We start from the raw sequence: 14046 nt of genomic DNA, 5'->3' as shown, positions 1-14046 counted from the left end.
TACTACATGCTTTTATCGTAAAGCATGTAGTGTCCCCTTTTTATTTTTTGATATATTCGAAAGCAATAGAGGCCGGTCCTTTATCGCCAATCAGTTTCATCTGTCCTTGGTGCTGACCAAGGGTGATTTTCAATGTCTGCCAGTCCCCCGTGAATTCAATTTCAAGAGTCTGTCCGTCTGCTGATTTATGAGCATTACAATACTCGCCCTGGCCAGTGCAAACCCCGTAGTTCGCAGACCACGTAAGGCCTTCACTATCTTTTAAATTGATATAAAGATTATCCGCAATGTCCTCTAGGACAATCTCACTGAGTTGATTGATGTTAGGGCGTCCCCAAAATGCATCGGCCCATGGACCTGTCGTTGTTGTAATGCGCTCTACTTTGTAAGTTCCTTCAAAACCACTTCCTGCAAAGGCCACAGACTGGGCCAGAAGGGCCAAGACCGATAGAATAATAAAACGCATAACTTCCCCTCGTACAACTGACGTGTACCATTTTTTAATTCTTAAATTATCAATTAATTATTCTGACTTATCAAATCTAGTCTAGAAGTAAGACTTGCTAAGATTTTTTGGATTCGCAAAGGAATGACCATTCATGCTTCACTTCTTCGTGTGGGTCCCAAATTAAATTAGCCAGATAGGGTTAGTCCCTAAAGATATTTAGAGTTATTTTAAATTGTCGCAAATTGTAAAAAAAAGTATTATTAACAAATGAAAATATCACTGCCCCTCATAACAATTGCTCTAGCAATTTTAATATCCTTAACGAAGGTCTTCGCTGTTGAAAACACGAGCGGTCTTAAATTTGATGAAACTCTCCGTATCGATGTTTGGACATCCTATGCTCCAGAAGAAGCAATCAACGATTTTAAAAAAATCATCTTAAAAAAATACAATAAGAAAATTAACGTCGAAGCACGCGTTGTTATAAGTCCAGACGAATTTTTTGATAGAGTTCGCTCAGGGCAGACAGACATCTTTTCACCTTCTCATAATTTCTTAAAAGATGAGCGCACAGAATTTATTAAGCACAATCTTGTTCTTCCTATTTCTGTAAAAGAAGTTCCAAATCTTGCATTCGTTGAAAGTCGATATATTACCAATTCATTTGTAACAGAGAATAACAAGCTTTATGGAATTCCCGCTGCGGCCGGAGGGTACAGCCTACTCTACAATAAAGAGCTTATTAAAACAGCTCCTACGAGTTGGAACGTTTTGTGGGATCCAAAATACAAAAATAAATACGCAATCTCTAAAGGCTTCTATGAAGCTAATATATATATTACAGCACTTGCTCTTGGGTACAAACCTGAGGATATGAGCAATCTTAATAAAATTGATACACCTCAATTTAAGGCCAAACTAAAAGCATTACTCAGCAATGCTCGTTTTTGGGATGGGGCCCCGAAGATGAAAGATCTTGAAGGAGTTGTCTTCACAACTGCCTGGGGAATTACGGGATCAGTTAAAGACGATACCGCGAATCAGTGGATATTTTCTTTTCCACAAGAAGGTATAACTTTCTGGACTGATTATTTAAGTGTAACAACTGCTGTGAATAGAAATCCCTTTGTTAGAAAGCTTGCATTCGAATGGCTTGATATGGTTTTATCGAAACCATATCAGACGAAGTATATTACTGAAAAAAGTAAATACTTATCACCTACTCCTCATGCCATTTCTCATACTGTCTTTGCTGGAAAATTATCTAATGAGGACGCGTTAAAATACTTAAATACCAAATCTATCTACTGGCCGATTATTTCGACGCGAACTCGAAATGGGTTGAAGTTTATTTATGATAAGGTTCTTAAAGAAGCGATGGCGGACTAGCCTCGTTGGGAAAAACAAAATGAAAATGATCTCTTTTTTAATTCTTTGTCTCTTCACCGTTCGTATTTCTGCAAAAGAATTACCATGTCCTCCGAAGATAGACACTAACCAGACCATTGCCAAAAATATTTCTAGTTGGAAAACCTTCCAGGACTCGAATGATATTCATATTCTAAAGTCTGTTGATTTTTACGATGGCAATCCAAAAGAGATGGCCCAACTCGCTCCAGACAATGCTGATAGCAAAACTGATCCTGTTTGGACTTTTGGTGCAAAAAGTGAAATTTGGCAGGTATGTAGATATACTAATACCAAAATTAGTCTTACAAAAAACCTGGGGCGTCATTTAAAAAGTTGTGCTGTTAAATTTAACAAACAGATAGATCCTCAAGTTGATTCTATTTCTTGCAAATAAACAGTAAGCACAGCTCGTTACGCAAGAGATGTGCTAACGCCTAACCTTTTATTGTTAGTCCGGCCTTATATCGACAACAAATGAGTCAGCTGCTCTTTAATTTTATCAACTGTTATATTCCTTTTTGTTTCCGATCTGAATATCCTCTTCATCTATATTCATTTGACCAAGAGAACGCTTACCTGCTTGATTCGAATTCTGCATGCCAGTATTCTTTACCCCACTCTTACTAAGTTTTTTCTCGTGACTTAACTTAGATCTTAATGATTTTTGTCCTGATCCTTTATTAACTTTCATAGATATCTCCTTAATGAGGACGACACTAGTGTCTCCCTTAGCTAAAATTCATAAGAAAAAGCATCATAATTTTTTTGAACTTTAATATCATTTTTCACTTCATTGATACCTGAAACATTTTCAACAGCATCTTCAATCGCGAATTTTTCCTGACGGCTTCGAACAGGGCCAGTTAGTTTAACAATTCCATTTTCAACCTTAACATCAATTGAGCTGGCATCGATATCTCTGTCTCTGGCCAGAATTTTACAAACTTCCTCCTCTATTCTTTCGTCAGATCTTATATATCCCTTGGGACCTTTACCCCGAAAAGATTGAATGAAGTTCTCATTATTCACTGACTCTATTTCCACAGGACCAGGGCCATCACTTCTGTAGTTACTATTACTCATTATGTTTTCATCAGGATAGTTTGTTCTATGATGTAATGTATTTTGTGACTGATGATTTCGATTCATGACCTTTTCCTTACTTGAAGTTAATAGTTCAAATAAGAATAGAGCATATAGCTTGCCAACTTTTGCTTTTAAAAGATTAGCTAGCGTTAAGAAAATTCTTTTTGCTTGAGGATTTTTTCCCCAATCAATAAAATTACAAAGCATAGACAAAAAATCTTTTAGAAAATGTTTTTAGTAAACATATATCCTTGAAAAGAATGATCGATGTTTCAAATACTCATTTTCTCTTTAGATTAGAACTAGAAATTTTATTGTTCTGATTTTTCATTTATTGTTTTGCCATTAATATGGGCCAAATTGATCACATGCTCCCCTAAACACTAAAAGAAATAGTTCATTGAAATTTCATTGGTAATTTTTAAATAAATACAGCCTTATGGACATCCATTTCGCACCGGAAAAAGTGTCTAGGCCATCTTCCCTCAGGGTTCTTAATATATAATTAAGCTTATGGGCCAACTTTTATCTGACTACATTTTTAAGCAATCTTTTACACCATTCGGACACAAGATTTGTCTGCGTAATGAAACAAGCCAAATGCTTTTTACGAAGACAGAAAGTGTTTTTATAAAAGAGTTAAAAGACGATGGGCTTACATTGGAAATCCCCATCAACACATGTCAAAAAGGACATAGTCTGACTCTATTTTTTCTAAGTATGGAAACGGGGAAAAAGATTTCTCTTCCTAATTCAGGAAGTTTTAAAGAAGCACTTTTTGAAGTCATAGCAAGAGTAGAAAAGATTGAATCAAATAGTTTAAGCAAAGAAATGGTTTTTGTGGATTTGCGTTTTTCTCAATATGATCAGGTCGGTTGGAAAAAAATATTAAAGCTCTACTCCAAACAACAAGATCAAATTAACGAATTTTTAATGAAACAACATCTTCACAGAGAAAATAAATGAGTGAGTACTTCGACCCTGTAGATAAAAAGAATAGACCTATTCTCGATTATTTCGAGTCTAAGTCCTGGCTGATTATTGATGTCTCATCAAGCACGCGTACCTCTATCAAAAAATCGGTTGTCCAGCTTGGATCGAAAATGTCCAACATGATCGATTGTGATAATTTTTCAGATGCACTTAAAATCATTGAAACGAGAAGACCACATTACGTTATCGGTAACAATACGATTAACGGTGGAAGTACTGTACAACTTTTTGATCATCACTTAACAAATGTTCCCAACCGCCTGGGGGCTGGTTTTTTCATTGTAGTAGATTCTAATGCCATCGAAGAAGTTGCTCTGGAGCTAGAATACGATATGGATGGAATCATTGTACAACCTTTTACCGGCTCCTCAGTCATTGACAGTGTCCTTCAAAGTGCAAAAACTAAAATTGCACCATCAACTTATATTAATAAAATAGAAGAAGGCCGCACGAGTCTTTTAAAAGGGAACCTGGAAAGGGCCATGGAGTCTTTTCAAACGGCAGTTAAGCTCAATGCACGTCCATATGAAGGGTTTTATTACCTCGGCCAGATTTATACAGAATATGAGTTAGAAGAAAAAGCGATCTCTTCATATGAAGAGTCCGTTCAACACAATCCAGAATACTTTAAGTCGCTCAATAAGCTGAGATCAATTTATTATAATCAAAATGATTTCAAAAAAGCTTATGACATCAACTTGTCCATGGCCAAAAAATATCCGACACCATCAAAGAAAATTCCTGAATTGATCAGACTTTCTATTATTAATAAAAAATATGAAGATATTAATAATTACTTAAAAATTTACCATACTATTCGTACCCCCGAAGTGCGCACTCAAACCTACCTCTCTGCCGGACTCGCGATTCTTGGAAAGTATTTTATTAATCAGAAAGAAACTGATAAAGGGATTGATGCTCTTAAAGGTTCTTTTAAATTTTCCAATGGAAAATATGAAATATTAAAAAATATCTCCCAGAGTTTTGAAGAATGTGAGCAGCTTAATATTCTATTGGATTTGTTTGAAGAGACGGATCTTGACCAGTGGCCGGAAGATGTTCAGGGCGTTTATTTTCACGTCATTCATCTCACTTCAAAAGATGACCAGATGGTTATTCTGGCCGGCGAACGCCTTCTCAGCAAAAAGATCAAAGATGTGCTTATCTATAGAGGGCTCATCGAACGAAGCATAAAGATGAAAAGGAAAATGGGTTCTCTTGAGAGCTTAGTTCTTGAAGCAACCAGAGATTTTCCGGATCACAAGTTAGAATTTGAAGAATTACTGAACAGTGCTCAACTTATCGGCCAGTAAATTTGCTCTTCACAAAAAGCGATTGGTAGGGCAAATTAAAATGATGAAATTGTTTACACTACCCGATCTCATACAACCAAAGTTAAAAATCGTTTTCTGCGGCCTTAATCCCGGGCTTGGCTCTGCCAAAAAAGGTCATCACTTTATGAACAAAAGTAATCGCTTTTGGAAAGTCCTTCACTTGGCCGGGTTCACAGATCAAATCCTGGAAGCTAAAAACGATATTGATCTTTTAAATTATGGATATGGGATTACCAGTGCTGTCTCACGTGCGACAAAAAAAGCAAGTGATCTTTCAAAAGGTGAATTCCAGAAAGAAGCTAAGATTCTTGAAAAAAAGATTTTGAAAAACAGGCCAGTCTTTATCGCTTTCCTAGGGAAAGCTGCCTATGTAGAAATTTCTGGAAAAAGAGAAATAGATTGGGGTCTTCAGGATGAAGAATTTGGAGGGGCAAAAGTTTGGGTCCTACCTAATCCGAGTGGTTTGAATCGCAATTTTTCACTGGAAGCATTGGTCAAGAGCTACTCTCAGCTTCGAAAAAAATCGTTAAAATAAAATTAATTCAGATTAATGGAAGAATAATTCTCGCAGACCTATTATTGTGTCCGGTGGATAACATGATACTTATTACTATTAAAATCCCGCTCCGATTTAAATAAGGCCAGCGAGCTGACGTTAAATTTCATTGAAGGAAGCGCTCTCCCCTTAAATCCATTAACCAGCTCATCATACTCATGCCTCTGCCATCGCTTAACAGTGATATGCACGAGAAAGCCTTTCTCATCAGGTCTAATCCATTCTGGGAACAGCTCGTGGACTTGCTTATGAAGCATTATGAGTTCAGGTGAAGGAACTAAATCAAGATACAGCAGTCTTCGCCTTAAAAACTTAAACTCTGACGTTTCAAGTTCAAAAGGTAGAAACTTAATCAACGACATTCTTTCTTTTATAAGTTCGAGCTGCTCTTCTGTAGAATCCCCAATGAAAAGTAGTGTCTGATGATAGTCATGGGCACGCTCCCATTGCTTTTCATTTTTATGCAAAGGTAATAGGAAATTATAAATTTCTTGTTTTATGTTTTCAGGTAATTCTATTCCAAGGAATAATCTCATAGAAAGTTCCCAAGGCTAAAAATCTCAACCTAGTTAAAATTTTCTAAGCAGAGCAATAAAATTATCAGGGTCTCCTATATTCGAAATAACGGTACTAGATATAACCTCTAATCCTGCCGTCTCGATTTCGCTTAAAAGATTATCAAGACTAAGAATAGAACGATGAGGAAAATAACTTTTCCCTTCAAATAGCATACGCCCATCATTAATATCTGTAATGCCTAAAGAATAAAGAACCTCACCTTCGAGATGAAGATAATCATTATCAAGTAATAAAGACATATCATTACTTGAGACCATTGTATGAATAAATACAAGACCTGAAGCTGCCAAGTGCGACTTAATCACTTCATAAAACATTCCCCTATCATCAGCTCCAACAATACAATGAAGTAGTGAGCTATCAGTAATAAGGTCAAATTTTTTATCCAATTTTAGATTAAGAATATCGGCCGTTAAAAACTCTGCATCAAATTTAAAGTGAGCATTATTAGCACGGGCCATATCGATGGCAGTATTAGATATATCGACTCCGGTACTTATTGCTCCTTCTTTCGCACAAAATAAGGCACAAGTGCCAGATCCTGTTCCAAGATCTAATGTATTTAATTTTTTCAGATTGATTGATTGTTCATCTAAGAATGTTTTAAGTTTTTGGTTAATTTGATGTGACCAAAGATCTTCTGGATTTTTTTCTTTATCCCAGGAAATAAATCCCTGGTCTTTAAGACCTTTGTAAACTTGCTCATGCATTTGATAATATTTCATCACTAATCTACCTGATTTTTAGATTTCTTAAATTCATTAATATTGTCGTACTGGAAGAATCATCATGAGAATGGCCAGAACCATAAGACCCAAACTAATTACTACCGCCATTGAAATCCTTTTTCTTAACTTAACTGAACCTCGCTTACTAAAGAACAAGAATATTCTAAAAATTGAAGTGACAGGAAATATCACTATAGAGCACAGAGCTGAAAAAAGGATGAAGTTGTATATAACCTCAAGCAGAATCATAATATAGTGTCTTTCAAAACGAACTTCACCAGTTGGAATATCAATAGAATAATCCTTTTTGCATGTAAAAAAAGTTATTTGTTTCTTAGAATTATCTAACTTGTATTCCTTCATCCAAAAGAAGTGACTGGTTGTATGTACGAATGATGATTGGTCGCTGCAAAAATCTTCTATTTTAAAAGTTTTTATTAATTTTCCATTGCGATATAAACTAAAAGCTTTATCTTTGACAGAGCTTGCCCATGGTCCCCCACCAACCAAATGCTCTTGATCATTCAATGGCACTCCTGAGGAGTCATCTTCTAATCGCCATAAAAACTTTCTATCCTTTACTAAATAGAGCCCATTCTGAGGATAATTAGCTAAGGAGAATTCATCTTCAGAGAATTTATACTTGCCTGCATAATCGCTATCTACAATAATATTCTTTTTATAATCCAACCAATTAATGTAAACCAATTTTCCATCTTCACTAAAATTTATAATATATTGGGATCGGTGGACCGAATCTGCAAATGTAGAATCGATAATAAATAAAAATGACAAAAGAGAAATAAATTTAAGAAAACCTTTCATCTCAACTCTTCGATTGTATCCGCTGTTTTGATTTCAGAGAATATTTTATAAAGCCAGCATCTCAATGGCACTGAAGCTATAAGTAAAACTAATGCATTGACAACAATCTCTAATCCCGGCATGTTCCTAGAAAACGATCCCAAACTTAGCAGCATTGTATAAATGATGATTACAATAAAAAATTTCTTAGGTTTTTCTTTTATAACTTCAAAGCTTCTTCGATTTATATCTGAAATATCATTCGTAAAGAAGGCATAGTTAACACCAACAAACATCCAAACCAAAACGATGTTAACCACGTATGAAATAATTAATCCGTCAGTCGCAGGTAAGGTATTGAGAATTTCACGACTACCTGTTAGATAAAAAATTGGAATTAATGACAACAAAATTATTATTAATAATAAAGGGATTAATAACAGTTTTATACCCGCAATAATTCCAATTTCGATTGCACGTAAATAACGAATAGGTTCAAAACCTAAAAATTCTCTAAGTTTAACGGCAACAAAATCATCTTGAATTCCATAAATTAGACTTATTAAAAAACTATAACCAGTGTTATAGCGCTCTTTAAAAAAATATTCTAAGAAGGCATCAATCACTACAGTGATAACAAACATCCAATAAACTGGAGTGAAGAAAATCCTTTTATAGTTAAAATTTTTCACTCCTGCCGCCTTGAGTTATAATTCCTAAAAGAATTATGAAAGGCTTTTGGAATAAAAGCACTTAAGAACATTATTCCAGACGGATATCGTCTGTTTTTAATAAGTACACGAACAAGGAATAAATTCTACTCAATTAAAAACTCAGCATGCACAATCCCCTCCTTCGCACTCTCCCTAATCGTGAACCCAAGATTTTTAAGCATCGAAATACCATTTTCATTTTCACTCAAAACATCTGCATTGATGAGCGATAATTTTTCATCCACACCAATCTCAATCATTCTTTTTACCAATTCACTCCCAATACCGGCCCCTTGAAAATCATCACGTACTACGATCGCAATGCTACCAGAATTAAATCCTATGGATTTTCTAATCCTACCAACTCCGACAATTTCTAGCAGACCTGTTTTGGAATTGTTCATCTCTGCGACGATAGCGATCTCACGGTCGTAATCAATAAAACAATTGCGGACAAGGTTCTCATGATTCGTTCTCTGATTTAGCGAGATGGCCTCCAGGTAACGAAGATAGACCGACTTTTCTGATAAGCGCTGATGGAACCTTACCATTTCAGGTTCATCTTCTGGGCGAATGGGACGGAAAATAACTTTTAGATTTTCTGCCGTCATCCATTCATTAATGTACTGAGTGGGATATGGCCTTATTGCGATTTTGGGAATTGTTGTCAGGTCGACATTGGCGTCATGAAGAAGGATACGAGCATCGAGTGCAATCAGGCCATCGGCCGAGGCCATAAGAGGGTTAATATCAATTTCCTTAATCCTCGGCTGCTCAACAACCAAGTTGCTAAAACAAACGAGAATCGCTTCGAGCTCCTCGAGATTAACGGGTGCTCTGCCGCGGACACCTTTTAGTGCATGATAAATTTTTGTTCTCTCCATCATTCTTCTTGCAAGAGTGGCATTTAACGGAGGAAGAGCAAGGGCGCGGTCTTTGAAAACTTCAACGAGTTGTCCACCTGTACCAAATAAAAGAACCGGACCGAATTGAGAATCGAGACTGCTGCCAATAATGATCTCGTAAGCTCCGTCTGATTTAATCATCGGCTGGATTGTGACACCTTGAAAATGTTCGGCCCCAACTTTTGTTGTGACTGAGTTTTTTATTGTATCAAAGGCAAATCTTACGGCCTCTGGGGAATCTATATTAAGAACAACTCCACCGACATCTGTTTTATGAGTGATAGTTGCAGAATACAATTTTAAGACGACGGGATAACCCATTTTATTGGCATCCTCGATCGCTTTATCTATCGAATCAGCGATGGAAGTCGGAACAGTTGGGATGTTGTAAGCACGAAGAAGATTTTTTGATTCAGTCTCAGTTAAAATGGTACGCCCTTCACTTCCTGCTTTAGCAATAATTTCTGCCGTTAATTTTCTATCCGGTGTCTCCACTTTTTCGTCATACACAAGAGAAGGGATTTCATAAATTAATTTTAAATTGTTAGTATACGTCCACATGTAATTAAAGATTCTGGCGGCCGTATCGGGATAAGAAAAAGTAGGAATGCCAGCTTCGTTGAGAATTTTTTTTCCATCTTCAACACTTGCTCCTCCCATCCAACTCGCCAATATAGGTTTGCCAGCTTTGGCATAAATCTTAAGTGCTTCGGCCGTGGCCGTAGGATCAGTCATTGCTTGCGGAGTTAGAATGACCAGCAGACCATCTGCGTTCGGGTCTTCAATTGCTATTTTAACTGATTTTTCAAAACGCTCTGGTGAAGCATCTCCGATAACATCAATCGGATTATGATGACTCCATGTGGGTGGTAAAACTTTATCTAAAGCTTCAATGGTCTCCTGGGTAATATCTGTGAGTTCACCGTGACCAATGATAAGAGCATCGGCCGCTAGAACTCCCGGCCCTCCACCATTTGTTAGAATAGTCAGTTTTGGACCTTTGGGATTAGGTTGTTTAGAAAGAACATCGGCCATATAAAATAAATCGGCAATGGAATTAACCCGTAACACTCCCGAGCGTGCAAAGGCAGCTTCAAGAACATCATCAGAACCCGCGAGAGAGCCTGTGTGAGAAGCGGTGGCCTTCACTGCAGCTTCCGTTCGACCAGGTTTAATAATGATGATGGGTTTATTAAGTGCAACTTCACGGGCCGCTGATAGAAACGCTCGCGCATCTCCGATTGTTTCCATGTAAATAACGATGCTCTTCGTTTGCGGATCCTGGCCTAAATAATTAATTAAATCTCCCCAACCAACATCGATCATTGATCCCAAAGATAAGAAGGCGCTAAAGCCTACATTATTTTGTAAACTCCAATCCAGGATGGCCGTGCAGAGCGCTCCTGATTGAGAAATAAATCCAACAGATCCTGCATTGGCAATCCCAGCTGCAAAGGTCGCATTCAACCCCGTAAGTGGAGACATAACACCTAGGCAATTTGGACCAATAATCCTAATTCCACTTTTTCGGGCGATTGCTAAAATCTCCTGTTCGAGTTTCACTCCTTCCTCGCCCACTTCTTTAAACCCAGCAGAGATAATCACCACACCTCTCACTCCGACTTCACTACATTCGCGGATGATCCCAGGAACAGAGGAGGCAGGTGTGACGATAATAGCGAGATCAATTTCTTGTGGAATAGATTTTAAATCGGGGTAAGTTTTAAAACCCAGGATTTCATTTCTTTTAGGATTAACTGGAAAAACTATTCCTTTAAAAGTCCCGGTCGTTAAATTCATTAAAATAGTTTTACCGACACTGTTTTCTTTATCTGTGGCACCGATAACAGCGATCGTTTTTGGAATAAAAAAAACATCGAGAGATTGTTCTCCGCGCGGACTTTTAATTATACTCATTCGTTAAACTCCATTTTTTAATATTCACTCCCAAAAAAAGCATACTCCTTTAATTGCGACCAAGACATACTAGACTATAAAAAAAGAAGGAGGCGAAAATCCCCTTTCAGTGTCGTATAAGTCCTCTCTCTTTAGCGTCAATGATTGAAGTCACGAACTTATAAACGGCACCTCGTTTGCATTTATTTTTTAGATGATTAGAAAATTAAAATCAGGACAATATCGAATTTATTCACGAAAGAAAGATTCCAAAACAGGACATCGGAAAAAACCAGAAACACTTCTCCATCTTAAAGATGTAATTAAAAATAAACTTGGTGCGCTTTCTCAATAAAGGAAAAAGGATTTTTTTTATGACCAAGACTCCAGTATCACATTTTGCATTAGTTCTTCCTGGGGCAGTCGCACGTGGAGCGTATGAAGCAGGAGTCATTCAAGTTTTAGCTGAATCCGAAATGCATATTGACCGAATTGTTGCCACAAGCTCCGGTGCTTTAAATGGACTCGCTTACGCGATTGGAATACGCAATGGATGTGAAAAAGAAATGGCCCAAAATCTTATTGCAGCATGGATTGAGAATGGAGGCTGGCAAAATTCTTTATCTTTAAATCCACTCAACTTACTCACTGGCCGTGGACTCTCAGACAATAGTGGTCTTTTAGAAATTATGCGCAGGATGGTTAAACCAGAGCGTAATACAAAAAAACGTGAAGTTGAATTTCGAGTGATTGTCGCCCCTATTAATGGTGTGATTGGCAATATCGGAAAAAAAGAAGCTACAACTTATGAAAAAATTATTAATTTCACGGGTAAAGATTTTGATACGCAAGAAAGCTTAGAAAATGTTTTTAATGTTGTGAGTGCTGCTTGTGCATTTCCCGGGCTCTTTCGTCCGGTAGAAATCAAGGGGCTCGGTGCCTGCCTTGATGGCGGTACAGTCAATAATGCTCCGATAAGATATGCCCTCGAAGAATCTGATGTCAATCGCGTGATCATACCAGTTCCCTTCCCTCGAATCATGGCCTTAGGCGATTGGAAGCGTGGTATGGGTCTTCTAAATCACCTGATCGCCATCTTAATCAACGAGCGCCTTTATCGTGATTTAAAAAATGCACAAACGGTTAATAAGGAATTAGATAAATTAACGAAACTTATGAATGAAGGCATCATCACTAAAGATCAACTTGATAAAATAAAAAGTGTTCTTGAAATTAGAAATGTAGAAATTACTGAAGTTCGACCACTACAAAATTTAAAGTGTAGCCCTTTTTCTGGTTTTTTTCAAAAGAGCGAACGCATCCGCTTAATTGAAGCTGGACGTGTAGCGGCCCAAAACTGCCTAGAGCGTATTCCTGCCCATAACATCGAAGGCATTCAAACGACATAGTACTTAAACTTCACTAAGCAGAGCTTGAACTTTATTTTTCATATCCTGATCACTCTCAAGCTGCTTCTTAATACGTGCAATCGCATGGACAACCGAGCTGTGATCCCTTTCAAAAAGCTCTGCAATTTTCATCACGCCAAGTCTCTTTTTGTCCTTAAGAACATACATCGCCACATGTCTGGCAAGAGCAAACTCTTTTTTCCTTACTGAAGACATCAGCTCTTCAAGACTTATCTCAAAAGCAATCGCGACTGCATTCAGAAAGTTATGAAAATCATCTGAACGGTAAATAACTTTTTTAACCTTGATTTCCTCTAAGGCCATTTCCATCGTGATCTTCTGCCCTTTTATGTCGCTGGCATTTTTAAATTTATAAAGAAGACTCTCCACTCCATAAACATTAAATCCGATTTGATTTGAGACTAATCTTTTCACTCCTTCTGGAAGGTTTAGATTGAGAGCAGTACTTTTTGATTCAACGATATCAAAAGCAAGATCACTGTTCATTTCATCAATGTGATGAAAAAGTGCGGCCGAAAGCTTTCCTTTCGTGCGCTCATCACAAGCATTTAAGTCTTTTGGCAATTTCGCACCAGCGATAATCAATTTAATCTTACCGGCCGAAGCAAAGTCCATAAGCTGACAAAAGATCTTTTGAAGTTCAGCATTGCCTTCAATTTCTTCGATATCATCAATCAATAAAATATCGTAAAACTTCAGCATACTAAACGTATCAACCAGCGGAGACATCATTAGAGGTGAACTGAAATAAAATGACTTCTTCAAAGAAAGCATCTCATTACCAACAGCATGAAGAAGATGTGACTTCCCTAACCCACTTGCTGCTTTCAGAAAAATCAGTCCAAAATCATTTTTGTCGCTAGAAATAAATCTTTTAATCGCTTCAACGGCAAACTGGTTAGATTTTCCAACGCAGAAATTTGCAAAGCTCTTATTGATGTCTACATTTCCATGAAAATGATAAGAGGCAATCTTGGGAGTATTATTTTTTGGCGACGATACGCGTGCCGGTTTTTCCTTTGCGGTAAACTCAGCGACATGTTCTGTAACAAAACTCAATAAATCGAGCTGATGAGGATCCTCATGTGCCGATAGTATCTGTAATTTTCTTCCCGTCGCTCTATTTAAACTCATAAGACCCTGGTTTGATTTCAAAATTCTTTG

The 14046-nt window shown here is 37.2% G+C and carries 15 protein-coding genes; 6 read left to right on the top strand and 9 right to left on the bottom strand.

Going from position 1 to position 14046, the window contains the following annotated elements; all coding sequences use genetic code 11:
• Positions 1-40: 40 nt before the first annotated feature.
• Positions 41-466, bottom strand: a complete 426-nt coding sequence (locus SHI21_RS08630) for a hypothetical protein (RefSeq protein WP_323575950.1) — start codon at positions 464-466, stop codon at positions 41-43.
• A gap of 249 nt (positions 467-715) precedes the next feature.
• Here SHI21_RS08630 and SHI21_RS08625 point away from each other — a divergent pair, with 249 nt between their 5' ends.
• The gene (locus tag SHI21_RS08625) at positions 716-1837 is read left to right on the top strand and encodes an ABC transporter substrate-binding protein (RefSeq protein WP_323575949.1); all 1122 of its coding nucleotides are present in this window, start codon (positions 716-718) and stop codon (positions 1835-1837) included.
• A gap of 19 nt (positions 1838-1856) precedes the next feature.
• The gene (locus SHI21_RS08620; protein WP_323575948.1) at positions 1857-2252 is read left to right on the top strand and encodes an STY0301 family protein; all 396 of its coding nucleotides are present in this window, start codon (positions 1857-1859) and stop codon (positions 2250-2252) included.
• A gap of 105 nt (positions 2253-2357) precedes the next feature.
• Here SHI21_RS08620 and SHI21_RS08615 read toward each other — a convergent pair whose 3' ends face one another.
• Both SHI21_RS08615 and SHI21_RS08610 read right to left on the bottom strand, forming a co-directional pair.
• Positions 2358-2549 carry a hypothetical protein gene (locus SHI21_RS08615; RefSeq protein ID WP_323575946.1) on the bottom strand — a complete coding sequence of 64 codons (192 nt, stop codon included), beginning with the start codon at positions 2547-2549 and terminating at the stop codon, positions 2358-2360.
• Positions 2550-2590: 41 nt separating this feature from the next.
• Positions 2591-3007: a BON domain-containing protein gene (locus SHI21_RS08610; protein WP_323575945.1), complete on the bottom strand. Its 417-nt coding sequence runs from the start codon at positions 3005-3007 to the stop codon at positions 2591-2593.
• A 450-nt stretch (positions 3008-3457) separates the two neighbouring features.
• On the opposite strand from SHI21_RS08610, the gene SHI21_RS08605 reads away from it, so the two are divergent.
• Genes SHI21_RS08605 through mug form a run of 3 tightly spaced genes read left to right on the top strand, consistent with a single transcriptional unit; the run spans position 3458 to position 5806 of the window.
• Complete coding sequence (locus SHI21_RS08605; RefSeq protein WP_323575944.1) at positions 3458-3910, top strand: hypothetical protein; 453 nt, start codon at positions 3458-3460, stop codon at positions 3908-3910.
• Complete coding sequence (locus tag SHI21_RS08600) at positions 3907-5250, top strand: tetratricopeptide repeat protein (RefSeq protein WP_323575943.1); 1344 nt, start codon at positions 3907-3909, stop codon at positions 5248-5250. Before SHI21_RS08605 ends, SHI21_RS08600 begins: the two co-directional genes overlap by 4 nt.
• A gap of 40 nt (positions 5251-5290) precedes the next feature.
• Entirely contained in the window at positions 5291-5806 is a 516-nt protein-coding gene (gene mug, locus SHI21_RS08595) for a G/U mismatch-specific DNA glycosylase (RefSeq protein ID WP_323575942.1), read from the top strand.
• A gap of 41 nt (positions 5807-5847) precedes the next feature.
• Here the strand turns inward: mug and thpR are convergent, their stop codons facing one another.
• The 5 genes from thpR to SHI21_RS08570 all read right to left on the bottom strand — a co-directional run bounded on the left by thpR (position 5848) and on the right by SHI21_RS08570 (position 11473).
• Positions 5848-6363, bottom strand: coding sequence for an RNA 2',3'-cyclic phosphodiesterase (gene thpR, locus SHI21_RS08590; RefSeq protein ID WP_323575941.1), 516 nt, complete (start codon positions 6361-6363; stop codon positions 5848-5850).
• A gap of 33 nt (positions 6364-6396) precedes the next feature.
• Complete coding sequence (locus tag SHI21_RS08585; RefSeq protein ID WP_323575940.1) at positions 6397-7131, bottom strand: class I SAM-dependent methyltransferase; 735 nt, start codon at positions 7129-7131, stop codon at positions 6397-6399.
• Positions 7132-7167: 36 nt separating this feature from the next.
• Positions 7168-7959 (bottom strand): hypothetical protein, encoded by a 792-nt coding sequence (locus SHI21_RS08580; RefSeq protein WP_323575939.1) that lies wholly within the window; start codon positions 7957-7959, stop codon positions 7168-7170.
• Positions 7956-8630, bottom strand: coding sequence for a hypothetical protein (locus tag SHI21_RS08575; RefSeq protein WP_323575938.1), 675 nt, complete (start codon positions 8628-8630; stop codon positions 7956-7958). The genes SHI21_RS08580 and SHI21_RS08575 overlap by 4 nt, the downstream gene beginning before the upstream one ends.
• A 125-nt stretch (positions 8631-8755) precedes the next feature.
• A complete protein-coding gene (locus tag SHI21_RS08570) occupies positions 8756-11473 on the bottom strand; it encodes a bifunctional acetate--CoA ligase family protein/GNAT family N-acetyltransferase (RefSeq protein ID WP_323575937.1) in 2718 nt (905 codons plus the stop codon).
• 353 nt (positions 11474-11826) lie between these two features.
• On the opposite strand from SHI21_RS08570, the gene SHI21_RS08565 reads away from it, so the two are divergent.
• Entirely contained in the window at positions 11827-12861 is a 1035-nt protein-coding gene (locus SHI21_RS08565) for a patatin-like phospholipase family protein (RefSeq protein ID WP_323575936.1), read from the top strand.
• A gap of 3 nt (positions 12862-12864) precedes the next feature.
• Here SHI21_RS08565 and SHI21_RS08560 read toward each other — a convergent pair whose 3' ends face one another.
• Positions 12865-14016: a DnaA ATPase domain-containing protein gene (locus tag SHI21_RS08560; protein ID WP_323575935.1), complete on the bottom strand. Its 1152-nt coding sequence runs from the start codon at positions 14014-14016 to the stop codon at positions 12865-12867.
• Positions 14017-14046 lie beyond the last annotated feature (30 nt).

The organism is Bacteriovorax sp. PP10, assembly GCF_035013165.1.
GTDB classification, from domain to species: Bacteria; Bdellovibrionota; Bacteriovoracia; order Bacteriovoracales; family Bacteriovoracaceae; genus Bacteriovorax; species Bacteriovorax antarcticus.
This window is presented reverse-complemented; position numbering and strand designations above follow the sequence as displayed.